This window comes from Streptomyces graminilatus (assembly GCF_001418565.1).
In the GTDB taxonomy this organism is placed as follows: Bacteria; Actinomycetota; Actinomycetes; order Streptomycetales; family Streptomycetaceae; genus Streptomyces; species Streptomyces graminilatus.
This window is the reverse complement of record NZ_LIQQ01000534.1, coordinates 1-25,489: the sequence shown is the minus strand read 5'-3', so window position 1 is coordinate 25,489 and position 25,489 is coordinate 1. Positions and strand designations below refer to the sequence as shown.

General features: G+C 68.4%; 21 protein-coding genes and 3 pseudogenes. 9 read left to right on the top strand and 15 right to left on the bottom strand.

Annotated elements, in window-relative coordinates; genetic code table 11:
* Positions 1–90 precede the first annotated feature (90 nt).
* Entirely contained in the window at positions 91–1,368 is a 1,278-nt protein-coding gene (locus AOK08_RS35370; protein ID WP_055533627.1) for a glycoside hydrolase 5 family protein, read from the bottom strand.
* 83 nt (positions 1,369–1,451) lie between these two features.
* Between AOK08_RS35370 and AOK08_RS35365 the strand changes: the two genes are divergently transcribed.
* The 4 genes from AOK08_RS35365 to AOK08_RS35350 all read left to right on the top strand — a co-directional run bounded on the left by AOK08_RS35365 (position 1,452) and on the right by AOK08_RS35350 (position 8,145).
* Positions 1,452–2,618, top strand: a complete 1,167-nt coding sequence (locus AOK08_RS35365; protein WP_063794199.1) for an N-acetylglucosamine kinase — start codon at positions 1,452–1,454, stop codon at positions 2,616–2,618.
* 68 nt (positions 2,619–2,686) lie between these two features.
* On the top strand, positions 2,687–4,918 hold the full coding sequence (locus AOK08_RS35360; protein ID WP_107101128.1) for a glycoside hydrolase family 3 N-terminal domain-containing protein: 2,232 nt from the start codon (positions 2,687–2,689) through the stop codon (positions 4,916–4,918).
* A gap of 225 nt (positions 4,919–5,143) precedes the next feature.
* On the top strand, positions 5,144–7,918 hold the full coding sequence (locus AOK08_RS35355) for a DNRLRE domain-containing protein (RefSeq protein WP_055533625.1): 2,775 nt from the start codon (positions 5,144–5,146) through the stop codon (positions 7,916–7,918).
* On the top strand, positions 7,918–8,145 hold the full coding sequence (locus AOK08_RS35350; RefSeq protein WP_055533623.1) for a hypothetical protein: 228 nt from the start codon (positions 7,918–7,920) through the stop codon (positions 8,143–8,145). Before AOK08_RS35355 ends, AOK08_RS35350 begins: the two co-directional genes overlap by 1 nt.
* Before the next feature lie 136 nt (positions 8,146–8,281).
* Here AOK08_RS35350 and cpt read toward each other — a convergent pair whose 3' ends face one another.
* Entirely contained in the window at positions 8,282–8,848 is a 567-nt protein-coding gene (cpt, locus tag AOK08_RS35345) for a chloramphenicol phosphotransferase CPT (RefSeq protein WP_063794198.1), read from the bottom strand.
* Between the two features lie 126 nt (positions 8,849–8,974).
* Here cpt and AOK08_RS47940 point away from each other — a divergent pair.
* Positions 8,975–9,162 (top strand): annotated as a pseudogene (locus tag AOK08_RS47940) (ATP-binding protein); the annotation flags it as partial.
* A 27-nt stretch (positions 9,163–9,189) separates the two neighbouring features.
* Here the strand turns inward: AOK08_RS47940 and AOK08_RS49000 are convergent.
* The 7 genes and pseudogenes from AOK08_RS49000 to AOK08_RS35315 form a co-directional block, all read right to left on the bottom strand.
* Entirely contained in the window at positions 9,190–10,047 is an 858-nt protein-coding gene (locus AOK08_RS49000; protein WP_422125797.1) for a class I SAM-dependent methyltransferase, read from the bottom strand.
* A 193-nt stretch (positions 10,048–10,240) separates the two neighbouring features.
* The gene (locus tag AOK08_RS35335; RefSeq protein WP_055533617.1) at positions 10,241–10,810 is read right to left on the bottom strand and encodes a maleylpyruvate isomerase N-terminal domain-containing protein; all 570 of its coding nucleotides are present in this window, start codon (positions 10,808–10,810) and stop codon (positions 10,241–10,243) included.
* Between the two features lie 58 nt (positions 10,811–10,868).
* Positions 10,869–11,989: pseudogene (locus AOK08_RS35330) on the bottom strand (IS630 family transposase).
* Between the two features lie 246 nt (positions 11,990–12,235).
* Positions 12,236–13,558 (bottom strand): P-loop NTPase family protein, encoded by a 1,323-nt coding sequence (locus AOK08_RS46145; protein ID WP_157876928.1) that lies wholly within the window; start codon positions 13,556–13,558, stop codon positions 12,236–12,238.
* Positions 13,559–13,820: 262 nt separating this feature from the next.
* Positions 13,821–14,670: pseudogene (locus tag AOK08_RS44025) on the bottom strand (transposase); the annotation flags it as partial.
* A 317-nt stretch (positions 14,671–14,987) separates the two neighbouring features.
* Positions 14,988–15,209, bottom strand: coding sequence for a DUF397 domain-containing protein (locus AOK08_RS35320; RefSeq protein ID WP_055533615.1), 222 nt, complete (start codon positions 15,207–15,209; stop codon positions 14,988–14,990).
* A complete protein-coding gene (locus tag AOK08_RS35315; RefSeq protein ID WP_055533613.1) occupies positions 15,206–16,072 on the bottom strand; it encodes a helix-turn-helix domain-containing protein in 867 nt (288 codons plus the stop codon). Before AOK08_RS35315 ends, AOK08_RS35320 begins: the two co-directional genes overlap by 4 nt.
* A gap of 244 nt (positions 16,073–16,316) precedes the next feature.
* Between AOK08_RS35315 and AOK08_RS35310 the strand changes: the two genes are divergently transcribed.
* Positions 16,317–16,760, top strand: coding sequence for an ATP-binding protein (locus tag AOK08_RS35310; protein WP_055533611.1), 444 nt, complete (start codon positions 16,317–16,319; stop codon positions 16,758–16,760).
* The gene (locus tag AOK08_RS35305; RefSeq protein WP_055533609.1) at positions 16,757–17,278 is read left to right on the top strand and encodes a hypothetical protein; all 522 of its coding nucleotides are present in this window, start codon (positions 16,757–16,759) and stop codon (positions 17,276–17,278) included. Before AOK08_RS35310 ends, AOK08_RS35305 begins: the two co-directional genes overlap by 4 nt.
* A gap of 76 nt (positions 17,279–17,354) precedes the next feature.
* Here the strand turns inward: AOK08_RS35305 and AOK08_RS35300 are convergent, their stop codons facing one another.
* The 3 genes from AOK08_RS35300 to AOK08_RS35290 are packed head-to-tail and all read right to left on the bottom strand — an operon-like array spanning position 17,355 to position 20,634.
* Positions 17,355–18,236, bottom strand: coding sequence for a carbohydrate ABC transporter permease (locus AOK08_RS35300; RefSeq protein ID WP_055533607.1), 882 nt, complete (start codon positions 18,234–18,236; stop codon positions 17,355–17,357).
* Complete coding sequence (locus AOK08_RS35295; RefSeq protein WP_241827227.1) at positions 18,233–19,267, bottom strand: carbohydrate ABC transporter permease; 1,035 nt, start codon at positions 19,265–19,267, stop codon at positions 18,233–18,235. The genes AOK08_RS35300 and AOK08_RS35295 overlap by 4 nt, the downstream gene beginning before the upstream one ends.
* A gap of 2 nt (positions 19,268–19,269) precedes the next feature.
* The gene (locus tag AOK08_RS35290; protein WP_055533605.1) at positions 19,270–20,634 is read right to left on the bottom strand and encodes an extracellular solute-binding protein; all 1,365 of its coding nucleotides are present in this window, start codon (positions 20,632–20,634) and stop codon (positions 19,270–19,272) included.
* Between AOK08_RS35290 and AOK08_RS46140 the strand changes: the two genes are divergently transcribed.
* Entirely contained in the window at positions 20,633–20,794 is a 162-nt protein-coding gene (locus AOK08_RS46140) for a hypothetical protein (RefSeq protein WP_157876927.1), read from the top strand. The genes AOK08_RS35290 and AOK08_RS46140 overlap by 2 nt on opposite strands.
* 154 nt (positions 20,795–20,948) lie before the next feature.
* Here AOK08_RS46140 and AOK08_RS35285 read toward each other — a convergent pair whose 3' ends face one another.
* Positions 20,949–21,833 (bottom strand): MurR/RpiR family transcriptional regulator, encoded by an 885-nt coding sequence (locus tag AOK08_RS35285; protein ID WP_055533640.1) that lies wholly within the window; start codon positions 21,831–21,833, stop codon positions 20,949–20,951.
* 310 nt (positions 21,834–22,143) lie between these two features.
* Here AOK08_RS35285 and AOK08_RS35280 point away from each other — a divergent pair, with 310 nt between their 5' ends.
* Positions 22,144–22,914: a sugar isomerase domain-containing protein gene (locus AOK08_RS35280; RefSeq protein WP_055533603.1), complete on the top strand. Its 771-nt coding sequence runs from the start codon at positions 22,144–22,146 to the stop codon at positions 22,912–22,914.
* 192 nt (positions 22,915–23,106) lie between these two features.
* On the opposite strand, the gene AOK08_RS35275 is transcribed toward AOK08_RS35280, so the two are convergent.
* On the bottom strand, positions 23,107–23,892 hold the full coding sequence (locus AOK08_RS35275; RefSeq protein WP_055533638.1) for a pentapeptide repeat-containing protein: 786 nt from the start codon (positions 23,890–23,892) through the stop codon (positions 23,107–23,109).
* 301 nt (positions 23,893–24,193) lie between these two features.
* Positions 24,194–25,324 carry a DUF418 domain-containing protein gene (locus tag AOK08_RS35270; RefSeq protein ID WP_055533634.1) on the bottom strand — a complete coding sequence of 377 codons (1,131 nt, stop codon included), beginning with the start codon at positions 25,322–25,324 and terminating at the stop codon, positions 24,194–24,196.
* Positions 25,325–25,489 lie beyond the last annotated feature (165 nt).

The following is a 25,489-nucleotide window of genomic DNA, read 5'->3' as shown; positions in this document are numbered from 1 at the left end:
CGTCCCACCGCTCCCCACCCGAGGCCCTGAAGGCGGGTGGCCGGCCCCGGTTGGATTCGTGCCCGGGGATGCCCCGCTGCTTGCCTCCGGTCAAACCGGCCGGAGTACTTCCTTGATGCCCCTCGCCGTCAGGTAGGTCTCGTCCTCGGCCCGTTCCGCCAGTACCACCGCCGGGCGGGCACCCTCCGCCCGGAGCCGCGTCCATGCCTCGAAGTACGTGCCTCCGGGGCCTGAGATCGAACGGGTCCCCCAGGCGCAGTCCAGGACCAGGGCGGTCGTACGGGGTTCGGTCGGGCGGGGATCGGTGCGCAGCTCGGCGACCGTTTCCGCGAGGGCCTCGGCGATGGGCTTCGGGCGGCCCGTTGAGTCGAACAGGCCGAGGGTGTACTCCAGTTCGGGGAAGTCGGCCAAGGAACGGTCGACGTCGTGGGAGCACCACCACGTGACCCCGTACAGGTTGGCGCACCCGGCCGCGTTGCGTACGGTCGCGCGGGCGAAGCCGGGCGCGTCGGCCGCCGGGATGTGCGGTTCGGGGGCGCCGGTCTCCTGGACCCAGACGGGCCGGGCGGGGTCGACGGCGTACGCGGTGGCCAGTTCCACGCCGTACTCCGCGAGATGCTGGACCTGCGGGGAGCGGGGGCCGTAGCGGCGGGCGCAGTCGGCCGAGAACACCCAGGGGTGGACGGTCGTCAGATCACCCTTGCGGGCCGAGGCCTCCGGCGTGAAGGGGTGGTCGTCGCTGTACCAGGCGGCGTCGTACGCGGAGTGGGTCACCAGGCCCGTGGCCAGGCCCGTGGCCAGGCCCGTCGCCAGGCCCGTGGCTGGGCCCAGTCCGTCCCGCGCGGCGGCGAGCAGCGTGTCGAGGTAGTGGTCGATTTCGGTCACGGTCACCGGGTTGTGTTCGACCAGGTTGTTGAGTTCGTTGCCGAGCTGGAGGCCGAGGAGGTTCGGGCGCCCGGTGAGCGCGCGGCCCAGTGTCCGCAGCAGCTCGGCCTGCGCCTCGATGGCCTCCGCGTCCGTGAAGACGTTGCGGTGGTGCCAGCTCCGGGTCCACTCCGGGTAGAAGTCGAAGCTGGAGAGATGGCCCTGCACGCCGTCCACCATGACGTCGAGGCCCGCGTCCGCCGCCACGTCCACGAGCCGTGCCACCTGGTCGACGGCGGAGGCGCGGATCAGCGTGCGGTTCGGCTGGAGCAGCGGCCAGAGCGGGAAGATCCGTACGTGGTCCAGGCCCAGACCGGCGATCTGGTCGAGATCCTCGCGCGCGAGCGCCGGGTCGAAGTCGTACCAGGAGTGGAACCAGCCCCGGCGCGGTGTGTAGTTGACGCCGAAACGAGGGACGGGACGAGGGGCGGGGGGTGTGCTCACGGGTCCTCCTCGGACGTGCGTGACTGTGCCGGGCCGCGAGTCGGTCTTGTTCTGGACGAATGTATGAACCACCATAGTGCGCGATGAGCAATGAATTGAACCAGGATTCGAGCCGTGGTGAAGAGGGTGTTCGGGCGGTCGGCGGTGCCCTCGTCGTCGGGCTCGACGCCGGTGGCACCCGTACGCGGGCCGTGCTGGCGTCGGCCTCCGACGGGCGCCCGCTCGGCGAGGGCGTCGCCGGGCCGGGCAACGCCCTCACCGTCCCCGTACCGCAGCTCACCGAGCACCTGGTCGAGGCCCTCGCCCGTGCGGTGCCGGAACCCTTCCGGGCCCGGGTCGCCGCCGTCGCGGGAGGCTTCGCGGGCGCCGCCGGCACGGCTGACGAACCCGGCCGTGTCAATGCCCGCACCGCGCTGACGGAAGCCCTGCGGCGCCTCGGAATCACGTTCGGGGACGGCATCCGGATCTGTAGCGACATCGAGGCCGCCTTCGCCGCCGCCCCGGACACCCCGCCCGACGGCCTGGCCCTCGTCGCCGGTACGGGCGCCGTCGCGATGCGCATCACCGACCGACGCTGCGAGAAGACCGTCGGCGGCGACGGCTGGCTCCTCGGCGACGACGGCGGCGGCTTCTGGATCGGCCGGGAGGCGGTCCGGGTCGCGCTGCGGATGGCGGACCGACGGGGCGACGACACGGCTCTGGCTGCGCTGGTGGGACGGGAGTTGGGGGTGCCGGAGGCGGTTCTCCCGTGCGGGGCGTACGGGGCGTACGAGGCGTACGGGGCGTACGAGGCGTACGAGGGTGAGGCACCGGAGAGCGGGGGCGTGGGCGGCGCGCGTCGGCCCTGGTCCCGTGCCGCCCGCGAGGCCTACCGGCGGCATGTCCTCCCGGCCGTGATGGCCGAACCGCCGGTCCGACTGGCCCGGTTGGCCCCGCTGGTCGCCGACGCGGCCCGGACCGGGGACGACCTCGCGCGCGCGATCCTCGACGAGGCCGCCGGTCATCTCGCCGACTGCGTACGGGCGTTGGAACCGGCGCCGGGCGAGTCGGTGGTCGCGACGGGCGGCCTGCTGGGCCCGGAAGGCCCGCTGACCGCGCGCCTGGACCGGCACCTGAGCACCCTGGGCCTGGTCGCGCACTGGGTCCCCGACGGCAGCCGGGGTGCGGTGGCCCTGGCCCGTCTGGAGCAGGAGCAGGAGCAGGAGCAGGAGCAGGAGCAGAACATGGACAAGATGGACAAGGAGGGGTGATCGTGTCCCCCCTCTACCGCGACCCCGCCGCCCCGGTCGCCGCTCGCGTGGCCGACCTCCTGGCCCGGATGACCCTGCGCGAGAAGGTCGGCCAGCTCAACCAGCGGATGTACGGCTGGGACGCCTACCGCCGCCGCCCGGACGGGGAGTTCGAGCTGACCGAGGCCCTGCACGAGGAGACCGACCGCTTCGAGGGCCTCGGCGCCCTGTACGGACTCCTGCGCGCCGACGCCTGGTCCGGCGTCGACCACTCGACGGGCCCCGACGCGCGGACCGGCCCGGCACTGGCCCACCTGGTCCAGCGCCACGTACTCGAACGCAGCCGCCTCGGCGTCCCCGCGCTCTTCGTCGAGGAGGTACCGCACGGCCTCATGGCCCTCGACGCCACGGTTCTCCCCGTCAACCTGGCGGTCGGCGCCACCTGGGACCCGGAGCTGTACGAGCGGGCGGCATCCCACGCCGCCGCCGAACTCCGCGCCAGGGGCGGCCACTTGGCGCTGGTCTCGGCGCTGGACATCGCCCGCGACCCGCGCTGGGGCCGTACGGAGGAATGCTTCGGCGAGGACCCCCACCTCGCCGCGCGCCTGACGGAGGCGCTGGTGAGGGGCATGCAGGGGGATGTGGAGGAGAGGGGGTATTTCGCCTCGGACAAGGCCCCGGTGGTCCTGAAGCACTTCGCAGGCCAGGGCGCGACGGTCGGCGGCCGGAACTCGGCCGAGTCGGAGTTGGGCCCCCGGGAACTCCACGAGATCCACCTCCCGGCAGCCAGGGCGGGCGTCCGGGCGGGCGCCGCCGCGGTAATGGCCGCGTACAACGAGGTGGACGGCATGCCGTGTGCGGCCAACGGCCCGTTGCTGAACGGGTTGTTGCGCGGAAACGCAAACGGGGATCGTGGCTGGGGTTTCCGGGGCCTGGTCATGGCGGACGGACTGGCCGTGGACCGCCTCGCCCGCATCACCGGCGACAAGGTCTCCGCAGGCGCACTCGCTCTCAACTCCGGTATCGACCTGAGCCTTTGGGACGAGGGCTTCACGCATCTGGCGGAGGCGGTGGAACGAGGCCTGGTGACGGAGTCGGTCGTCGACGCGGCCGTGTCCAGGGTCCTGACCCTGAAATTCCGCCTGGGCCTCTTCGAACGCCCTTACGCAACACCGGAGTTGCCGCCCTCTTCGGCCGAGACCGGCCGCGCCCTGAGCACGGCCCTGGCGCGCTCATCGATCACCCTCCTCCACAACAAGGCGGGTGCCCTGCCCATCGACCCGGCCAGGTTCACCCGCCTGGCTGTCATCGGCCCGCACGCCGCCACCACGGCCCACGGGCTCGGCGACTACACGGCCCCGCAACGCCCCGGCACGGGAACCACCGTCCTGGCCGCCCTGAACCAGCTCGCCCCTCCCGGGACGGAGATACGTCACGCGCAGGGCTGCTCCCTGACCGGCGGCGACCTCTCCGGCATCCCCGAGGCGGTCGCGACGGCAGCCGCGTCCGACCTGGCAGTACTGGTCCTGGGCGGCAGCAGCGCCCGTACCCCGGACACGGAGTTCGACGCCAACGGCGCCGCCCGGACGCTCGTCCCGGAGATGACCTGCGGCGAGGGCGTCGACCTGGCCGGCCTGCGCCTCGGCCCGGCCCAGCACGCCCTGCTGGACGCGGTGACGGCGACGGGCACACCCACGGTGGTCGTGCTGATCCAGGGCCGCCCGCACGCGGCCCCGGAGGCGGCGGAACGTGCGGCTGCCCTCCTGACGGCCTGGTATCCGGGCCCCTGGGGCGGCGAGGCGATCGCCGAGATCCTCCTCGGCCACACCGCCCCGACCGGCCGCCTCCCCATCTCGGTCCCGCGCTCGGCGGCCCAACTCCCCGTCTACTACAACCACAAGGACACGGAGTACGGGTCGTACGCGGACGAGGACGCCGAGCCGCTGTACTCCTTCGGCCACGGCCTGACGTACACGACGTTCGAGTACGGCGTCCCGAACATCGGCCGGAACGGCGCCAGTTGTGAGGTGGAGGTCAGCAACACCGGTGAACGGGCAGGGCGTTCGGTCGTCCAGCTCTACATCCGCCCGCTGCGTACGACGGTGTGGCCGCGCACTCTGGAACTCCGGGCCTTCCGGAGTGTCGACCTGGCTCCGGGGGAGCGGGGCACGGTCACGTTTCCCCTCGGGGAGGAGCGACTCGCCCAGGTGGGACCCGACTTGGAGAGGATGCCATTGCCGGGAAGCGTGGAGATCAGGGTAGCGGAGTCGGCGCGTGGGGCGTTGGACGCCGTACCGGTCGTCCTCGACATCAAAGGCTGATGGTTCTCCCTGGACCGCCCTTGCGCGGTGGATCGCATCTACACCCTTCTTGATCAAGATTCCACCTTGGCGCGCGCACATCACGACATGGTGACGCATCTCACCGATCTGAATAGGGTAATTTGCCCTGATCTGTAGTGATCGATCCGTCGATCGTTTCTGTTCGATCGAGATAACTTCACGTTTCTCATCTTTTCTTCACAAACGGATCGGACCACTCCGTTCATGCGCAACACCCAACCTGCGAGCCCTCCGCACGGCCGCAACCGACGCCGAATACCCCTGCGCGCCTACGCGGTCGGCGGGATCTCGGCCCTCACCTCACTCGCGCTGCTCGGCCCCGCGGCATCCGCCGCTCCTGCCTCGGCGAGCGGCACGCCCGCATCCGCGGTCACCGGCGAACCTGTCACGGACGCACTTCGACCGGGCGTCGTCACCGAGGCGAACACTCCGGAAGCGGCCATCGTCGCCGCCAAGGCCGGTAACCGGCGGGTGGAGGTGCTGGAACGCCGTACCGAGTCCGCCACCACCTGGGCCGACCCGGACGGCACTCTCGTCACGGAGCTGAGCTCCGGCCCCATTCGCATGCTGCGCGACGGCAACTGGGTTGACGTGGACGCCACGTTGACCCGGCGTCCCGACGGGAGCGTGGCCGCCAAGGCTCACCCGCAGGGACTGCGGCTGGCCGGAGCGGGCGGTGTGAAGGCACGGTCCGTCGCTGCGGCGGCAGCCGCACCGGACTCCGCCAACCGTGATCTGGTCACGCTCGGCATGGGCAGTCGGCGCATGGCGGTGCAATGGAAGGGCGGGCTGCCCACCCCGGCCGTCGAGGGGCACCGGGCGGTCTACCGGCAGGCGGTGCCCGGCGCCGACCTGGTCGTCGACGCCACCCGCGAGGGATTCGAACAGTTCCTCGTCCTCAAGGACCGGCCCGTCGACGCCAAGGCTCCCTGGACGGTGCCGCTAACCCTGCCCGGCATCAGCGCGGCGCAGCAGAAGGACGGCTCGGTTTCCTTCACGGACCGGAAGTCGGGCGACGAGGTCGGCACCATGCCGGCGCCGGTCATGTGGGACGCGAGCGTCGACCCCCGCTCCGGCGAGCACACCAACTCCGTACGGGTGCCGATGACCCTGTCCCAGGACGGCGACACGGTCGAGCTCACCCTCGCTCCGGACGCCGGTTTCCTGTCCGCCCCGGACACCCGCTACCCGGTGACGATCGACCCGGCCACGGACGCCCTCGGCTCCCTCTTCGACACGTTCGTCCAGGATGGCGACACAACCGACCAGTCCGCGTCGACCGACCTCAAGCTCGGCTGGCCCGGCGACTACGCCGACACGGCCAAGACCCGTAAGCGCATTGCCCGTTCGTATCTGACCTGGGACACCTCGGTGTTCGCCGACGCACTGGTCAGCAGCGCCAAGCTGTCCCTGTACAACTACCACTCCTGGTCGTGCGAGACCCGCCCGTGGGAGGTGTGGGCGGCGAACGGAGCCGACACCGACACCCGTTGGAGCAACCAACCCGCACGACTGGAGAAGATCGCCACGTCGAGTGAGACGCGCGGCGCCTCCTGCGACAACGCGGGCTGGGTCAGCGCGGACGTCACCTCTCTCGCCCAGACCTGGGCCAGTGCCAAGGCCGAGACGGGCCACATCGCGCTCAAGGCCGCGAACGAGTCCGACACCTTCGCCTGGAAGCGCTTCTACTCCTCGGAGTCGACCGCCGACCAGATTCCCCAGCTGATGGTCAGCTACAACTACCGCCCCAAGGCCGGCAGCAACCTCCAGGCCGGGCCGCCCTTCTACACACAGGGCGGCATCTACCGGGTCAACTCCACCACGCCCACGCTGAGATTCACCCCCGAGGACTCCAACAACGACGACTCGGTGCGCGGCACGTACCAGATCACTGACACCGCCACCGGTCAGGTGGTCACGAGCGTCGTCGCGGCCCCCGTACCCACCGGTGAGACCTCCAAGGTCGTCGTCCCGGCGGGCAAGCTGGTCAACGGCAGGACGTACTCCTTCCGGACCACGACGGACGACGGCACACACTGGAGCAACGGCTGGTCCGAGCCCGTCACCTTCACCGTCGACACCGCCATGGTGCTCACGCCCGAGATGAAGGCGCTGGCCACGGTCAACACCGCCCTGGACGCCGCCGACGTGACCCCGGCCACCACCAGTGACAGCAACTACGCGGCGATCGCGGCGACCGGCAACAACACGGTCGGCGTCCCCTGGGGCACCGGTGACGCCATCAGCGTCCAGTCCGCCGACCGCGGCGGCATGGGAATGGGCCTGCCCATCGCCCAGCGTCGCGGTGTCGCCCTCAACGGCAACGTCGTCTACGCGGACCCGAACGGCCCCGTCGACACCGTCGCCCAGCCGACCTTGGAGGGTGGCGTCCGTACCCTCCAGGTCATCAAGAACGCCACTGCCCCGCACGAGTACACCTCGACGATGCGGCTGCCCGAGGGCGCGACGCTCACCCCGTTCGAGGGTGACACCCTCCTGGTGTCCTCCGGTACCGACGACAAGCCGGTGACCCACGGCCTCATAGACGCACCCTGGGCCCGCGACGCCAACGGCAACGAGGTTCCGACCTCATACCGTGTCGAGGGTGACCGGCTCGTCCAGACGGTCGGCTTCACCGCCACCACGGCGTTCCCGGTGGTCGCCGACCCGAAGCTGACCTTCGGACTGGGCATCTACTTCAACGCCAAGGGCGTCGAGTGGAAGGCCTACGGCGACGCCGCGGTCGTCGCCGGCTGGGGTGGCTGGCTGTACGGCTGCACTGTCGCCAAGCTCCCGGCCAAGATCGCCGGTATCGGCAAGATGATCTGCGGTGCGGTGGGTGTGAACGCCTGGACGAACCTCGCCAAGTGGCTGAAGCAGATCAGCAACTGGAAACTGTCACCGACAGGCTGCTACCAGACCAGGATCGCGCCGTCGAACAAGAAGCTGACCAAGGTCAGCAAGAAGAACTGCCGCTGATGGCAGCCACCCGAGAGGTGTCCCACGTGATCGTACGTACGCCCTGGTGGCTCAACCTGATCGCCCTCGTCGCGGCCATCGCCCCCTGCGCGGCCCTGGGGCTGCCCTGGTACGTGGCGGCCGTCGCCGCTCTGGCGACCGGAACCGCCGCCGACCAGCTCTGGCAAGCGCTGCTCCGGCGCCGCGAGCACGGACGCGGACGCGGTGAAGAGGGCAGCCCGGAGTAAACGGCAGCAACGGTAGTAACGGGAGCAACCGAAGGGGAACCGGAGCAACCGAAAGTGAACGAGCGCTGGGCGGGAGTCCTCATCCCCCGCCCAGCGCCCCGCCCCAGCGCCTCGGCGCTGTCTGGGCCACCCGTATTCACTCGCCGCCGTGGACGCGGGCGGCGATGGCTCGCGCGCACGCCAGGGACTCGCTGTGCGAGGTGTCGACCTCAAGGTCGTAGACAACGCCCTCGTGCACCACGTCCGCCTGCGCCGCGGCCATCCCTAGGGCCCGGTCACCCCGGGCGACCTCGCGCCTGGCGGCGACACCGCTCGCGCACCGGACTCCGACCCACAGCACGGGTACGGGCAGGGGCGCGGACCCGGACCCGGCATCCAGCGCTTTCCGCCACCGCTGCTGGGAGGCGGATCCGCCGAGGAAGACATCGTCGATGACGACCCGGGCGCCGGCCCGGACCATCGCCACGATCCCTTCCCGCCAGGCCGCCTCCAGCGCCAGGAAGTCCGCCCCGATACTCACGTCGCCGTCGGTCGTGATCGCGATCCCCGAGTCCGACTCCCGCATCCTCGCGGGCAACGCGTCGACGAACGAGTCGCACCCGAACGCCAGCCACTGGTCCGGCAGTTCGGCTTGCAGGCACCGTACGATCTCGGATTTCCCTGAGCTGGAACCACCGTTGAGAATGATCAACCGAGACGTCACCGTGCCAGCCTAATGCGACTGGGCCTCGCAGGGCGCTGGCGTTGGGCTGGCGTTGATCAGGTGATCGTATGGCTCAACGGAACCCACGGTGCGGGCAAGGCGACGACCAGTACCCTCGTGCAGTAACTGGTCCCGGATTCACGGGCGTTCGGCGGCGAGAAGATTGGCGAGACGCTCATGGACGTCACCCCGGGGCTGCCTGAACGGACAACTACCAGCACTGGGCGCCGTGGCGACCGCTCGTGGTCGAGACCGCCCGCCGCGTACTCGACTACATGGGCGGCACCCTGGTGGTACCGATGACCGTCCTGGTCGTCTGCGGCCCCGAATCCCCATTCCGCCTACGGGCGGTGGCGCCTTCGTAGTTCGGCCAGCCGCTCGCGTGCGGCGACCCTTTCGGCAGTGGGCGGGACGGCATTGGCGGGGCGGGGCACTTCTGCCGGAAGGGGAAGATCCAGTGCCGCCGACACCCGGGTGAAGACTATCTCCATGTCGGTGCAGGCGAGTTGAGCAAGGCCACCAGCGCCCCATCCCCTGAACCGTGACTCGTCCAGCCGGAACGAGGCCCATGTCTGCCCCTTGCGGTCGTTGACGCGGCTACGCCCGGACCGGGCAGTGCAGTTGATGTCGATCACCAACGCGGGCTGCACTGCCTGCGCCCACCAGTCGCACCAGCGCGGGTCGCTGTGGATCGCCTCGACCATGCCGCTCATCGCGTCGAAGTACGCCGTGGGGATGCCGTTGTCCCCGTACAGGGCCATGCTGAGCCAGAACGGTGCGACCGACGGACGTTCGGGTTTCCGGGCCAGGAAGGTGGCGAAGGCACGCTCGCTCCCTCCGGCGTGTTCCTGGATGAGTCGAGCGGTGATCAGAAACCCGGCCCGGCTCAGCAACTCGGCGATCCGCTCGGCCGGGAGTAGGTGGGACTCGTACGACACCGGGTGGCCGCCGTACGCCTCCGCAGGAGGTAGACACAACTGCTCGTCGGTCGCCACGTGGCCGACCCCTTCCGGGAGGCCGCCGGGCGAAAGGGTTCGGTTGAACTCGGCGTAAGCGACGGGTAGTTGATCCGGGGGCGTGTGGTGGGTGGAGTAGTAGGCCAGAATGCCGCCGAGTTCGTCGTCCCGGATCGAGAGGGCGGTCATCGAGCCCACGGCGAACTTCAGCTCCGGGTAGGCCCGTCGGGCCAGTTCGATCATCTGGGGAGGGGACCGACAGTCGGACCCAGGCTGGTTCCGGAAGTGCCGGAGGGCATGCATGCTGGTTCTCGCGGGACTCGGTGTAGAGCTGGCCACGCTCCCGATCCGGGATGACCCCAGCAGCGGCGAGCGCCAGTTTCCTCGCCTCCTCGTCTAGTGCTCTGACCGGGAAGGTTCGCCGGGGTCAGCTCGATCAGTCCGGTCGTGCTGCTTTCCACGTCCATGATGTTCGGCGAGGGAGGCCGTTGAGTTCCCCGCGGCCGGTGCACCAGAGAAGTACCTGGCTGGGGTCTCCAGGCGGGGCGTCAGGGAAGAGCCGGTTGAGTACGGCTGCGCTCAGCGGTGCTGGTGGTAGCCAGTCCACGGTCAGTCCCTGCGTGATGTCGTGGGTGTGCAGCAGGGTTTCGGCGACGCCCATCGCTGCGAACCCCTCGGGGTCGCACGGACCCCAGTGCCAGGCTCGCAGGGTCGGGCTGGCGGTGGCCAAGGCGCTACTGAGAAGCCCGCCGCAGGCGATGACGGCTTGGAGTACCTCAGCAGGTGAGGCGGTGGGCCGGACGTTCAGGTCGAAGGGAAGGTAGGCGTCGGCGGGCTGTGCTGCCAGCTGCCCTCCGTAGGCCAGCAGGTCGTGGCCGATGTGCGCTGCTGTTTGCCAGCAGGTCCATTCGAGCGGCCCTGCTGGCACCGTCCAGTCCTCGGAGGTATGGGGGCGGAGCACCCGCAGCATCTCTGCCACGGCCGCGTCGACGTCCTGATGGTCCATGCGAAGCTCCTGGTGAAGGTTCGTGCTGTGCGACTGGGCCCTGCCGGTGGTCGTCCGTTCACGCGGCCATGGATCTGACGCGTCCTCCCCAGCGGATGCCCTTTTCGCTGCGGATGCGGGCGCGTTCCTTGCGTTGGGCGGCGAGGACGTCGGGGTGGCGGGCGTTGGCGTTGCGCCAGCGCAGGTAGGCGTGCAGGGCCCGGGTCTGGACCGGGTGGTTGGAGTGGTTGGAGTTGGCCAGGGTGAACTGTCGCAGCGGCCCGAAGTGCGCCTCGACGGGGTTGGCCCAGGAGGCGTTGGTTGGGGTGAAGCACAGCTCCACTTTGTTCTTCCTCGCCCATGCGCGGATCTTGGTGCCCTTGTGGGCGGAGAGGTTGTCCATGATCACGTAGATCGGGGCGCCGTCCGGGCGGGCGGCCCGGATCGACTTCAGTGCGGCCAGAGAGTTTACGGCGCCTTTGTGGCGGCGGTTGACCCCCCGCAAGGTGTCGTCGCCGACCGAGTAGCAGCCGTGGAAGTAGGTCACCCCGTGAGTGCGGTGGTAGGTCGCCGGGACACGGTCGGGCCGGTTCTGCTTCGCCCAGCAGGACCCGCCGGTGGGGCGGATGCCCAGCGGGCCGAACTCGTCGAAGGCGAAAACGCGGTCGGGAAAGTTGTCCAGGACGTGCTCGATGCGGTCGAGCTTGAGTCGCGCTCGGGGTCGGTGGACTCCTTCCAGGTCTTGGTCCGCTGGAAGGTGATCCCGCGGCGGGCGAGCAGGCAGCGCAGGGCCTCACGGCCGATCCGGATCACCCGGCCATGCACCTTGCGCAGGTAGGCGACGAGTTTGCGTAACGACCAGCGGGTGAAGGGCTGGCTGAGCCTGGCCGGGCGGGTGGTGGCCGTCGCCGCGACGAAGTCCTCGTCGTCAGGGCCGAGCAGGCGGGGACGGCCTCCCGCCCACCGAGGGTCCAGACAGGCCAGCCCGATCTCGTTGAACCGGTGGATCACATCGCGCACCGTGTCCTCGTCGGCCTGCACCAGCTGGGCGATCACCGGTACGCGGTTCCCGCCGGCCGAGGCCAGCAGCATCATCGCCCGCCGGTAGCGCACCGAACTGGTGCTGCCCCGGCGCACGATCTGCTGCAGACGCCGCCCCTCCTGGTCGGTCAGTCTGCGCACACGGACAGGCTCAGCCACCGCGCCCCCAGCGATCGGATCGGATGTCACCACACATCCAACCGCCACGACCACCAACCCGGCGAACCTATGCGGTCCCCTCTCGACTGGTTCAAATGCTGCTCGCTCCGCTCCCCGCGCGGCTCGGCCATGGGCTGGTCCTGCGCTCCTGCCTCCGTCCCGCTCCAGCCTGGCCGACGCCCGTGCCGTGTGTGCAGCAGACGGTTATGACTGAGGTCCAGTGATCTGCGCTTGGCGTCCAAAGGACTACGAAGCGAGCGTGGGAGCGTAGCCCGCTCTCGCGTATGCCACAAGCCATCCTGTAGCTGTTATCGATGCGACCTTGCGTCGCTTATTGAGCTCATCCGGCTCATATGTCAGAAGGTTTGCTTCTCTCAGAGATTTAATCGGCGCCCTCAGTGATTCAGCAGACGCATAGTCGAAATCTTGATAATCGTCACATGGGCGACACGTCCCTCCATGATGGGTTAGAATGTCGAAAACCCTCCAGTCCCGTTCTCCTAGCCATTCCTCTGCGGCGCGATGGTAGCCGTCTGCACTATCTGACAGCCACGCTTCGAGTAGCCCAAGGTCGTCACTCTTTCTAGTTGACGATCCGTATCCTCGATGCAAATAGAAGGAGAACTCATCTGCGAACCCTAGAGCCGTGCGCAGGTTGCGATTGACGACGTCGTAGAGATACCAAAAACCGTTCGGCCCTACTGGGGTTACCGGATCGGCCCGCAATTTGTAAGCGTCAATTCGACGGCCTATCACCTCGGACATTAGATCGTCTGAAATGGGTTCCACATCTACAGGTTGAGCCAAGCGATCCATCAACCTAGGAGTGGCAGCTGCTGATCGAATTACTCCCTGGGCTCCGCACAAAATCCAACGCACACCCTTTTGCGCGAGAACGTTGTCGCGCATGACGTCCAGGAGGGCTCTAACCTTGAGCGAGGTTCGCATCAACTCCAAGTTGTCGACTACGGCAATGAACCCGCCGTGAGCTCGAGACGGGAAGCAGCTCTCCAGAGCGTCTTTCATAGCTCTAGGAAAGCCGAATTCTGAATAGGCGATGCTGGACGAAGGGGTCCTCCCCTTCCCGGCTGAGATCCCCACTATTGGAGTGCTGAACCCTCCTGATCGCGTATGAAAGACCGGATCCATGAGCCAGCGCTCGATATCCTTCTGTCGTGGAACTCTGCGGCCGGTAGCTTCCAGCCCGTCACCGTAAATTTTGAAAGCCTCGGCGACTCTATAAAAAAGCTTTCGCTGGAAGTCTTCAATGGTTATTTCTGGGTTCAGTTCGATCGGTTCACCTCTAAGTGGAATCAAAGGATTAACTCTAGCGTTGCCCTCCTTGAATGCCCGCTCCAGGCGATAGCAAGCCACTGAAATTAGACTCGTCTTGCCAGCCCCAAACGGGCCCTCGACGGTCGGGTGTCGCGTCGATGATTCGAGACGGGAAACGATTTCGTTTATCTCTCTATCTCGCCCAACAAGCAGACTATCGCCTTGGTCGGTGGGGGGGATCGGCTCAGTGTCGTATGGGCTGCCGATGAAGCCGAAGTCAGTCCAGATCGTCATAGCGTCTCCATATAGAGAGCAGCATCTGGGGTTCCTATATCAAGGTACCTCTGCTCTCCTTCGTTCGCAGAAGGGGCGCGAAGGGTCCTAGCGAATCCTAGCCGCGATCTTTCGTGATGGTCTGGCGACGGAGTCGGCGGACCGTTTCGCGTTCCGTGGCTTTTGGCGGGCAGGCCGGTGGCCTGACTGACGTGTCGGGTGGGCGCGGGGTTCCACTGCTCCGGAGACGTGGTGCTGTTCGTAGGGACGGAAAACTCGCTGGTCAGACTGGGTTGGGCAGATGGTCGAGCCGTCCGAGGGTGTTGGTGACGACATGGGCCTGGGCCAGTGGTGAGCGAGACGGAGGATCTGGCGGCGGCCGGAGGTGACGAGCTGGCCGGCCGGGCTGACCAGGCGGTGGCGGAGTTCGAGTTCGGCGATGGGGCTGCCGGTGGTGTTGATGGCGAAGTGCGTGAGCCGCATGCCGTCGGCATCCGTGATCCTCAACTGGGCGTCTGGGTAAGGTTGTTCCTAGCGGACGATCAGCCGCATGCCCTTCGGCCAGCCGTCGAGCATGCAGCCGGTGAGTTCGGCGACGCAGGCCCCGACGTGGATCCCTCCGTCTGGCCCGACGGCCGGCGTCCATGCCGCGAGCGGCTCTGTGAGTACGGCCTGGTGAATAGCGTCGGTGATGTTCATGTCGACCGAATACGACATCCACCGTCCGCGTTTCGCGAGTCAGGCCACGAACTCGTGGGTGTTGCCTGCGGAGTCGGTGCGGATCAGGGTCCGGCGCCCCCGCCGACAGGACTTGGGCAGCTGGGCCAGGGCCAGTTGGGTAGTCGTGATGTGATCGGCGGCGGTGTTTCTGTCGGTGTTTCCGGGCCTGAGTAGACCGGCCACCAGCTCACCGGACCCGCGCGTCCCGTGGTTGACGAAGGTCATCAGCGGGTGATGGCCGAAAGTCTTCTTCCAGGTCGCAGCCACGTCTTCGTTGTCGGAATGCGCGATCACCAAAACGCCGTCCAGGTCCACGGTCACTGAACTGGTCGCATCCGACGCCGACTGTCAGCCAAATGCCAGACATGTTGGCGCACTTGGGAGCGGGCACCGCAGATCGCGTTCAGAGCGCGCCCGGGTTGCGGCGGACGACCTGAACGGTGATGTCGGTGGTAGGGCAGCCAGTTCCTGTCCTCGCTCGGCGTCGATCATCTTTGCTTTGATGGCAACGATGCGTTCGCGCTTCTCCGGGGTGACGTCGGCCGTCAGGTCGGCCGTGATGCAGAGGTTCATCTGCCCTGCCCTTCCTTCTTCTCCTGCTGAAGTGGCCCAAGGCTGGCCGTCTACTTGTCGTCCGCCTCTCCGTTCCGTTGAGCCACATGGTTTCCGAACGTCACACAGCCCACCTCCGAATGCTGAAGAGGTGGGCCGTCGCGCTGTGTGCGGTTCGCTACTCAGGACTGCCGAAGTGGCCTGCGACCACGGCAGACACGAAGCCGTTCATCTGCCCGCGAGTGAATAGCAGCGCAGGCCCGTGTGACACCTTGCTGTCACGGACAGCGACCGTCACGGCATCGACGATGCCGCACTCGACACACTGTGCTCCGGCATCGGAGAACGATGACTTCCACCAGGTCACGGGCAGGGCGGAGGCGTCGTCGACGTGGTTCATGCTTGGTTCCTTATCTTGGTGATCAGGTCGGCTGTCGCCTCGACCGACTCGGCGGCGGAGCTGAGGCGTTGCCAGGCGTCGCGGTGTGTGGCGACCTTGTCGTGGTCCTCGATGTACAGGGCTGAGGTCAACCCCTCCGTGTGTACGACGTCGAGGTCCGCGTGGGGGCCGAATCCCAGGAGGGCGAAGCTGCCCATTTGCCCCACGTGCAGCGGGGCGTCCGACCGCAGCACCTGGATGTTGATGTTCGGGCGCCGGCCCATTGAGAGCAGCCGTCCCAGTTGTTCGTCCATCACGTCGGGATCTTCGGTCGTTGAACGCAGGGCCTGCTCGGCGATGATCGCCCACAGAGTCAGCGGGTCACTCTCGCGCGTAAGAACCGCCTGACGCGCGAGCCTGACCTCGACCAACGCGTCCACGCGCGTCTCTACCGCCTCGGACATCGCCGTCGTACGGATGATCTCGCGGGCGTACTCGGCCGTCTGCAACAGGCCAGGGATCACCCCCAGTTGCCACCATGAGACCGACTCCGCCTCGGCCTCCAGGCTGATCAGGTCCTCGTACACAGGCGTGAGTACACCTCGGTACGAGTGCCACCAGCCACGCTGACCGCCGTCCTTGGTGAGTGTGACCAGAGCGGCACGCAGTTCGTCCGTGACCTCGCGGCCGAGCCGCTTATACAGGTCGAGGAGTTCGTCGACGTCCTTCGCCTTGGCCGCGCTCCTGGCCGTTTCTATCCTCGACAACTTCGACGGGATGAACCCGCCCTCGGACCTCTCCGCGACCTCGTCGAGGGTGAGATCGCCGCGCAGGGCCCGCAACTTCGCGCCCAGTCGCCTTCGGCGCACAGTCGGCGCGCTCACGGTTTCCCCCTCCGGTCCGGTGTTTCGCTCATCAGTCTGCCGTGCCCCGTCAACGCCTGTCATCTGCCGGCTTACCGTCCGACTCCGGCATCCCGTCGAGATATGCAATTTTCTATCGAATGAGTGATTAGCTTGCACGCAGAGCTACGGAGTGGGCACTCTGATGGTGAGAAGTGCGATTGATGCCACGCGTGCTGGGTGAACCTGCATGCGCGTGTTGGCGCTTGCCCGTGAGGGGACATGCATGATCGAACGACGACGTGACGTGATTCCTGCCTGTCACGCATCCCAAGTTGGCCCGCCGTCAGTTTTGTTGCTGGCGAGCGAGCCCAAGTCGGCCAGAGCGGCACGAGAATTCGTACGTGAGTACATCGAGTACCACCTTCCAGGTGTGACGTCGGAGCACCTGGGAAGTGCCGTCCTGATCGCGTCCGAGTTGGTCACCAACTCGATCCGCTACGGCACCGAACCCGACGACCTTGTACGCGTCGTCCTGGACGTCGACAACACCCGCACCCGCGTCGAGGTGCACGACCCCGTTCGACGCCACCCCCGCCTGCGGACCGAGTCCGGCGCCCGTGACCGAGGGCGCGGCCTGATCATCGTCGACGCCCTGTGCCCCGGCCGATGGGGTGTGACTGACCGCCCGTTCGGGAAGTTCGTCTGGGCGGAGGTAGCCGCGTCATGACCTCGCCAAGCACCGCCGTCCCACCCGGCCCTGGCTTCGTCATCGGCGTAGCCGCCGCGACCGGAATCCACCGCACCCCCGAGTGCGCCCTCGCCCAACTCCTCCTCACCCACCCGGGTCCCCGTCGCGCCGCCGAGACAACCGAAACCGTCGAGGACGGAATGCGTAGCCTTGCTCAGGCGCTACGCCTCGGCCCCGGGAACCGAACCCCTCCGGCGATCGGTGCGCGCCTCATGACCCAGCGCGGGCGCGTCGCCCTGGACTACGGCCACGATCAGTACGTGATGACGATTCCCGCGCCATCTCAGGACTGGCTTGCTCTGGTCGAGCGCGGCGCCCCGTGCCGCATCTGCCTTGTATTCGCGCCGCTCGCCCTCACGGCGGACCAGGCCGAAACCGACGTACACCTGCGCGAGAGCTTCGCGCTTGGCGCGGTCGTGTGGGGGACGACGTATGCCCGCTGCCGGGTGGGCTGGGGAGAAGAGCCTCCCGACCGGATCCGGAAGGGCATGTCCTGACGCCCGTCGGCGTGCGGTGTCGCTCGGCCGAGTCAGAGCGAAGCGATCGCCGCCGCACAGCCGAACAGCCCCGCCCTCACAGCTTGACACCCCCCGAAGCCACCCCCCGATAGAACCACCGCTGCGTGATGACGAACAGCACCAGCACCGGCACCACCGAGATCACCGACCCCGCCATCACCATCCGCTGGTCGTAGCCGAACGACGACGTCTGGAGTCTCGCCAGGCCCAGGGTCAGCGTGAAGTGTTCCTCGGAGCGGAGGACGATCAGGGGCCAGAGGAAGTCGTCCCACGCGGAGATGAACGTGTTGATGGTGACGACCAGGATCGCGCCGTACGCCGACGGCAGGTACAGGTGGCGGAAGCGTTTCCACTCGCCCGCGCCGTCCAGCATCGCCGCGTCCTCGATCTCGCGCGGGACCGCGAGGAACGCCGCCCGCATGATCAGGACGTTGATCGCGCCGACGAAGCCGGGCAGCCACACGCCCGCCAGGTGGTCGACCAGGCCCAGGTCCCGGACGCTCAGGAACAGCGACACCATGATGGACTCGAAGGGGAACATCATCGAGGACAGGAGCAGGACCCAGACCGACCTCCTGCCCTTCCAGCCCGGCTTCGACAGCATGTAGCCGGCCGTTGTCGAGAACGCCAGCTGGCTCGCTATCGACAGTAGGGCGATCAGCACGCTGTTTCTGATGTACGTGCCCACCGGGACCTGGGCGAAGATCTCGCGGTAGGCGCGGAGCGTCGGGTGGTGGGGGATCAGGGATGCGTTCGAGCCGAAGACGTCCTCCCCCACGCCCTTCAGTGACGCCAGGAGCTGCCAGAGCAGCGGGCCGATCGTGATGGCCAGGACCAGCAGCAACAGCAGGTAGCGGACGATCAGTTCGCGTGGGCGGCCGTAGTCCCGCCAGCGGGGGCGGAGGCGTCGGGTGCGGGGCGGCGTCGCTGTCGTCATGACTCGTCGTCCTCCTTCGTCAGGCGCTGTGCCAGCAGCGTCAGGCCCAGGGTCAGTACGAAGAGGGCGACGCTGACCGCCGAGCCGTAACCGGCGTTGCCGCTCAGGGGGTCCAGGCCGACGTCCCTGATGTAGAAGGGGAGTGTGCGGTCGGCGCCGCCGGGGCCGCCTGTCGAGCCGCCGAGCATGTAGATCTCCGTGAAGACGCGGAGCGAGCCGATGCCGGTCAGGGTGCCCACCAGCATCATCGACTGGCGTACGCCCGGCACCGTGATGTGCCAGAAGCGGCGCACCGCGCCGGCGCCGTCCACCGAGGCCGCCTCGTGGAGTTCCTTCGGAACGTTTCCGAGGGCGGCCAGGTAGAAGATCATGTACCAGCCGAGGCCCTTCCACAGGGTCAGGCCCATCGCCGACAGCAGGATCAGCCAGCTGTCGGAGAGGAACGGGATCGCCTCCCGGATGACATGGGCTTTCCGCAGCCAGGTGTTCACCAGGCCCTGGTCCGCCAGCAGCCACTGCCAGCTCAGGCCGACGACCACGCTGGAGGCGAGGACCGGCGTGTAGAACGCCGAGCGGAAGAAGCCGATGCCCGGCAGGTTCTTCTCCACCAACACGGCCAGCAGGAGCGGGAGTACGACCATCAACGGGACCACGATCACCGCGTACAGCACGCTGTTGCGGGTCGCCAGCCAGAAGTCGGAGTCCCCGAGCATGCGCGTGTAGTTGTCCAGGCCCACGAAGGCCGAGGCGCCGCCGAGCGGTTTCGCGTCCGTGAAGGAGAGGAGCAGCGTGTTCAGGAACGGGAAGACACCGAAGGCCGCCGCCCCGACGATCGCCGGGAGCATCCACAGCCAAGGGAGCCACCAGCGGCGGTAGATGGCCGCTCCGCCCGCGTCCGGGGCCGGGCCCGGCGTGACCGCCTTCAGGGCCCGGCGCAGCCGGGAGGGAGGAGACGGTTGTGCCGGGGCCGCCGGAGCGGGCGCGGGCGCTCCGGCGGCAGGCAGGGTACGTACCGCCCGTACCGCCGGCATCCTCAACTGCCCTGCTTCAGCAGCTCGTCGGCCTTGGACTGGGCCTCCTTGAGGGCGTCCTCGGCGCTCTTCTTGCCCTGCATCGCCAACTGCACCTGGGCCGTGATCGCGTTCAACTCGCCGGGGGACAGGGCGATTTCGTCGGCCGTGGCGGTCTTGCGGTCCTCGGCGACGGTCCTGCGGGCCTCGGCGAAGGGGTCCGTGCCCTTGACCGACTGGAAGAAGGGGTCGTCCAACGATGCCGTGGTGGAGGGGAAGATGACCACGTTCGGGTCCTTCGCCCACGCCAACTGGTTCTCCGCGTTCGTCAGGAACTGGGCGAAGGACAGGGCCGTCGGGGCGTTCTTGCTCGTCGCCGCCACCGAGATGTACTGGGGGGCGCCGACCGTGTGGCCGAGGTCGTCCAGCATGTAGCGGGCGACGCCCGTCTTCTTGTAGACGCTCGGGTTGTTCTGCTGGATGAAGCGCAGGTAGTTGGGGTTGGTGGAGCCGTAGACCAGCTTGCCCTGGGCGTAGAGGGTCGAGGCGTCCTGGTTGGAGGAGAGCGAGTCCTTCGGCATCGCGCCCGCCTTGTACAGCTTCGTCATCGCCTCGACCCACGCCACCGTCTTCGGGTCGTCGGCGAACGTGAACGACTTGCCGTCGGCGGACAGCACCTTGACGCCCATCTGCTGCCAGTCGGCCGGTATGCGCCAGATCGGGTTGGCGACGGTGGCGTAGTACTTGCCGTCGGACACCTTGGCGATCTTCAAGGCGTCGTCGAACATGCCGAGGATCGTGGTCGCGGGTTTGGCCGGGTCCAGGCCCGCCTTCTTCAGCAGGTCGATGTTGAAGGTCTGGGCGATTCCGCCGGAGTACCAGGGATACGCGCTGTGCACCTTCGCCCCCGAGGCGTCGGTGAACACGCTGGACTTCCACATCGCGGCGCCGAACGGCTCGCCCGAGCCCGGTGCCTTCCTGTCGAGGTCGAGGAGGTAGCCGGCCCTGGTGAGGGCGATCGACGTGTTGACGTTCAGATTCACGACGTCGGGGAGGGTGCAGGCCTGCGCGTCGGCGACCAGACGCTGGGTGAACTGGCTGTCGCCCGGGTCGTCGATCCACTTGACGCTCGTACCGGAGTGGGCCTTCTCGAAGGCTTTGATCACGCCGTTGAAGTAGTTCCCGAAGTCTTTCTTCAGGTTCGTCGTCTGGAACGTGATCCCGCCCTTGACGTCACCCGTGAGCTTCCCGGAGCCGACGTTGCCCTTGTCGACCGGGCAGCCGCCCGCCGTGGCGCCGCCACTGTCGTCGGAGCCTCCGGAGAGGCCGCACCCGGCGGCCGTCAGCGTCAGAAGGACCACGGCGAGACAGGCCAGGGGCCCGTTCATGGATCTGGTCGGCGTTCCGTTCGGCGTTCCGGTCAGCGATCCCGTCAGCGATCCGGTCAGTCTTCTTGCGCGCATTGCCGCTGCCCTCCAAGGTGCCAGATGCTGGTTCAATTCATCAGCTTTGACTCCGACTGATGAAAATGTGGACCAGAACTCATGAGAGGTCAATGGGGCGCAGTGTTGCTATTGGGTTCCGAGGCCGACGTGCGCCCAACCGAAGGCCGCCCCGGGGAAATGCCCCGGGGCGGCCTTCGTGGTGTGTGTGCGTGCGTTCTGGGACTGCCGCGCTCGGCGTCAGCGGGTGCGGCGGGACTTCACCGCGCGCGGCGGGACTTCACCGCGTGCTCCCTGGCGATGTGGTCGGTGAGGGCGAGGGAGGCGCTGGCGCGCTGGTAGGAGAGCTGGGCGACCCGGACGTACAGGCAGTCGATGAGGACGAGCACCGAGTGGCGGGCGCCGATGCTCTCGGTGCGGAAACTGGTCTCCGAGGAGGACGAGATCAGTCGTACGTCGGCCGTGCGGGCCAGCGGGGACTTCGGGTCGGCGGTGATGGCCACGGTGGTCGCGCCGCGCTGCTTGGCCAGTTCGAAGGGCTCGATCGTCTCGCGGGTGGAGCCGGAGTGCGAGATGCCGATGGCCACGTCGGCGGGGGTGAGGAGCGCGGCGGAGGTGAGGGCCGCGTGCACCTCGGTCCAGCCGCGCACCTGGCAACCGATGCGGAAGAGCCGGGTTTCCGTTTCCTGGGCGACGGCGCCGCTGCCGCCTACGCCGTACACGTCGATGCGGCGGGCGCGGGCGGTGGCCTGGCCGGCGCGTTCGATGGAGTCGAGGTCGATACGGTCGATGGTCTGCTGGATCGCTCGCAGATCGGCGCTGCCGACGACCTGGACGACCCGCTCCAGGCTGTCGTCCGGGGAGATGTCGGGCCCGATCTCGGCGGTGCCCCAGTCGGAGACCTCGCCGCGACCGCGCTCCTGGGCCAGCTCGATCAGGAGATGCTGGTAGGAGTCGAGGCCGATGGCGCGGCAGAACCGGGTGACCGTGGCCTGGGAGGTGCCGGTACGACGGCCCAGCTCGGCGGCCGAGCAGTGGGTGACGGCGGCTGGATCCTCCAGGATCAGTTCACCGACCTTCCGCAGGGAGCCCGCGAGGCGCGGCAACTCCGTACGGATGAGAGTGGTGACGTCGGTCGGGGGCATCCCGCTCCCGGAGCTGCCGGTCCGTTCCATGGGTAACCGATCTCCTCGGCCCCGTACCGGGCGTGCGCTGGGCGCCGTACGGGGTGGTGGTGCTGTGGATGGCTGGGAAGAATGTACCAGCCACCCTCTGTGGGGCAGTTTGAATCCCAGTACCGGATACGGGTCATTGGCGGTCCGGTGGGTACCGCAGCCGCCCGACCTCCGGGGTGGCCTCCGTGCGCGTCCCGTTGCCCGTGCCTGGCGCATGTGATTTATTGATTCACCGGTAGAGGTGTGGCGGGTGGTTCAATCCACCAGTGGGGAGTGTCGGGTGTCCGTCGAGTCCGTCAGCGCTCAGGGGTTCGCCCGCGCGAGCCGGGCCGTCCTCGACCGCGTCACCGGGTCGGAGCCGGTCCAGGAGGCCGTGACCCGCGCCGCGGGCCTGATCGCGGACTGCGTCCGTGCGGACGGCGTGATCCAGGCCTTCGGTACGGGCCACTCCCAGGCCCTCGTCCTGGAACTGGCGGGCCGGGCCGGCGGTCTCGTCCCCACCAACCGCCTGAGCATGGCCGACCTCGTCATCTACGGCGGCGACGCCCCCGGCGTCCTCGACGACCCCCTGCTGGAACGCAAGCCGGGCATCGCCGAGCGCCTGTACGAACTCGCCGCGCCGCACCCGGCCGACCTGTTCGTGATCATCTCCAACTCGGGCGTCAACAACGTCATCGTCGAGATGGCCCTCCACGCGAAGGAACGCGGCCACCGGATCCTCGCGATCACCTCCCTCGCCCACACCCGTACGGTCCCGGCGGGCCACGTCAGCGGCAGGAAGCTGGCCGACATCGCGGACGTCGTGCTGGACAACGCCGCCCCCACGGGCGACGCCCTGCTGGAGCTGCCGGGCGGCGGCGCGGTCTGCGCCCTGTCGACGCTGACCGGCGTGATGCTGGTCCAGATGACGGTCGCGGAGACGGCGGCCCTGCTGATCGGGGCGGGGGAACGTCCTCCGGTGTATGTGTCGGCGAACGTGCCCGGGGGGTTCGAGGGGAACCTGGGGCTGGAGCGGCATTACGGGGGGCGGCTTCGGCGGCCGGCGAGCTGACCTGCGGGATCCGGCGAACCTGCCGGATCTATCGAAGGTGCTGCGGACCCTGCTGCCGTGCCTTGTTCCTGAGCGTCAGGACCAGCCCGACCAGCACTATCTGCACGATGCCCGCGATGGCGTACACGACTTTGTGTGTACATGGCGTATCCGGCCCTTGCGGCTGGTTCTGTCCGTACTTTGCAGAGGGAGTCACCAGTGCCTGGGGCGGGTGAGGGCCGACGGCAGTTTCGTCGTGGCGTCGCCCTTGGCCGCGTCCAGTTGGGGCTGGGTGAGGAAGAGGGCGCCCGTGAGGTCCGCGCCGCTCAGGTCGGCGTCCCGCAGGTCGGCGCCGATGAGGTCGGCCGTTCTCAGGTCGGCGCCCTTGAGGTCGGCGGCGATGAGGTAGGCGCCGCGGAGGTTGGCGCCCCGTAGATCGGCGGCCTTGAGGTCGGCGCCGATGAGATCGGCACCCCGCCGGTCCTTCCCGCGGCCCGGGACCCTGGCCCGGACCAGTTCGCTCGCGCGCAGGAGCAGGGCGCTGACCTCGCCCCGGTGTGCCGCCATGTCCAGTTCGAGGAGTTCCTGGGCGCTGCCGGCGGTGAGGCGCTGGGTCCGCTCCAGTGCGCGGCGCAGTTCGCCGTGGACGGGACGGGCGGGCGGCAGCGTCAGTGCCTCGGTCAGATACCGGAGGAGTTCGTGGAGCTGCCGCATGACGGGGAACACGTCGAACATCTGCCGGGCCGTACCCGGGGCCTGCCGCCAGTCCTGCCCGCCGAAGGTGACCTGGGAGACCCGCTGTCCCGCGCCGAAGCAGTCGAAGACCGTGCATCCCGCGAAGCCCCGCTGCCGGAGCTGGGTGTGGATGCCGCAGCGGAAGTCCGCGCGCAGGTTCGTGCAGGGCTGCCCGGCGTCCTTGTCGGCCGCGAAGTCCGACGATGCGGCGAAGGGCAGCGCCACACAGCACAGCCCGAAGCAGTTGCCGCAGTCGGAGCGCAGGTCGGGACCGGCAGCCCCCGCCGTTGTCGGTGTCGAACTCGACGTCGAACTCGGTGGCGATTTCGATGTCGATTTGGGTGTTGATTTGGGTGTTGATTTGGGGGTCACACCGACTCTCTATCACTGCGTTCTGACAATAAGACAGGGATTTACCCGGCTGCGGGGTCCCGGTGCGGCGGACGCCGCCGACCCGACCCGCCGGTCCAAGGCTGGAACGGGGGAGCGGAAGGAGGGCGGAGGCGGCGCGTGTGGGACTGCACGCACCGCCTCCGCCCGTATTCCGCATGAGGGCCGGGACCCGTCAGGCTCGTTTGGTCGCGAGGCTGAGCAGGTACTCCAGCGGTCCCCGGCGGAAGAATCGGGACCAGATCGCCGCGAACAGGATGGCTCCGGCGATGAACGAGAGCAGCAGCCCGGTGGACGCGGACTGCGGCGGGGCCGCCGCTTCGCCGGGCAGGGCGAGGATGACCAGGATGTGGCTCACGTAGATGGTCAGGGACATGGTGCCGACGGCGATGATCGGAGTCGCCAGGCGGCGCAGCCACTCCAGCCGCTCCAGCGCCACCGTCACGGTGAGGATCACGGTGATCGCGATGCCCAGGCTGCCGATGAGGTCGAACGTCGAACCGCTGTGCGGCTCGGCCGCCAGCAGCCCCCACGCGTCGGAGCCCCACAGCTGGTCACCGACCGGCATGTCGAAGCCGCCCTCGGCCAGGCTCATGTCCCCGATGGCGGAGGGGTCCTTGAAGGCGGCCGTCTGAGCCGCCATCTGGGCCGCGATCTCCTTCGCGCCGCCGGTCACCCGGAGCAGCAGCCACGAGACGCCGTACCCGAACGCGATCATCGCCGGGCCGACCACGGCCAGCTTCCGCCGCACCGCCCAGGAGTCCAGGTCCAGCCGGCCCAGCGTCATACCGGTGACGACGAACGTCATCCAGGTGAGCGCCGGGTAGAGACCGGTGAGCGCGAAGTCGAGCACGCCCACGCCGGAGATCTGCGCGATCGGGTCGAACGAGTCGATGGTGTGCACCGCCGACTCGGTGAGCAGCGCCCGCAGGCCGTACGCCAACTGCGGCGAGACCACCGCGAGGGTGACCGCGATGAACGCGAGCGTCCTGGCCGGCAGCTTCAGCAGGGGCAGGGACAGCAGGAAGTACAGCGCGTAGAAGTTGAGGATTCCGGCGCCGCCGAAGTTGGTCATCGCCAGCGCGGTGCCCACCACCAGCAGGACCGCGGCGCGGATGATGACGCGGTTCCTCGCCTGCTTGCCGGCCTGTCCGGTCTTCGGTACGAGGCGCCCGGCGATCAGCGTCAGCGAGAACCCGGCGAGGGTGGCGAACAGCGCCGAGGCCCGGCCGCTCGACAGTTCCAGGAACCAGTCGCCGACACCGCCCCCGGGGGTCGGGAAGGGGCCGACGTGCACGGCGAACATGCCGAACACGGCCAGCGCGCGGGCGAAGTCGATCCCGACCAGCCGCGCCGTCGCCGCCGCCTGTCCCGTCTGCGCTGTCCGCGCTGTCTGCGGAGTCCTGGCAGCGTGTTCGGTCGCCGTGGCGGACCCGGACCCGGGGGCGGACCCGGGGCCGGAGGCGGGGGT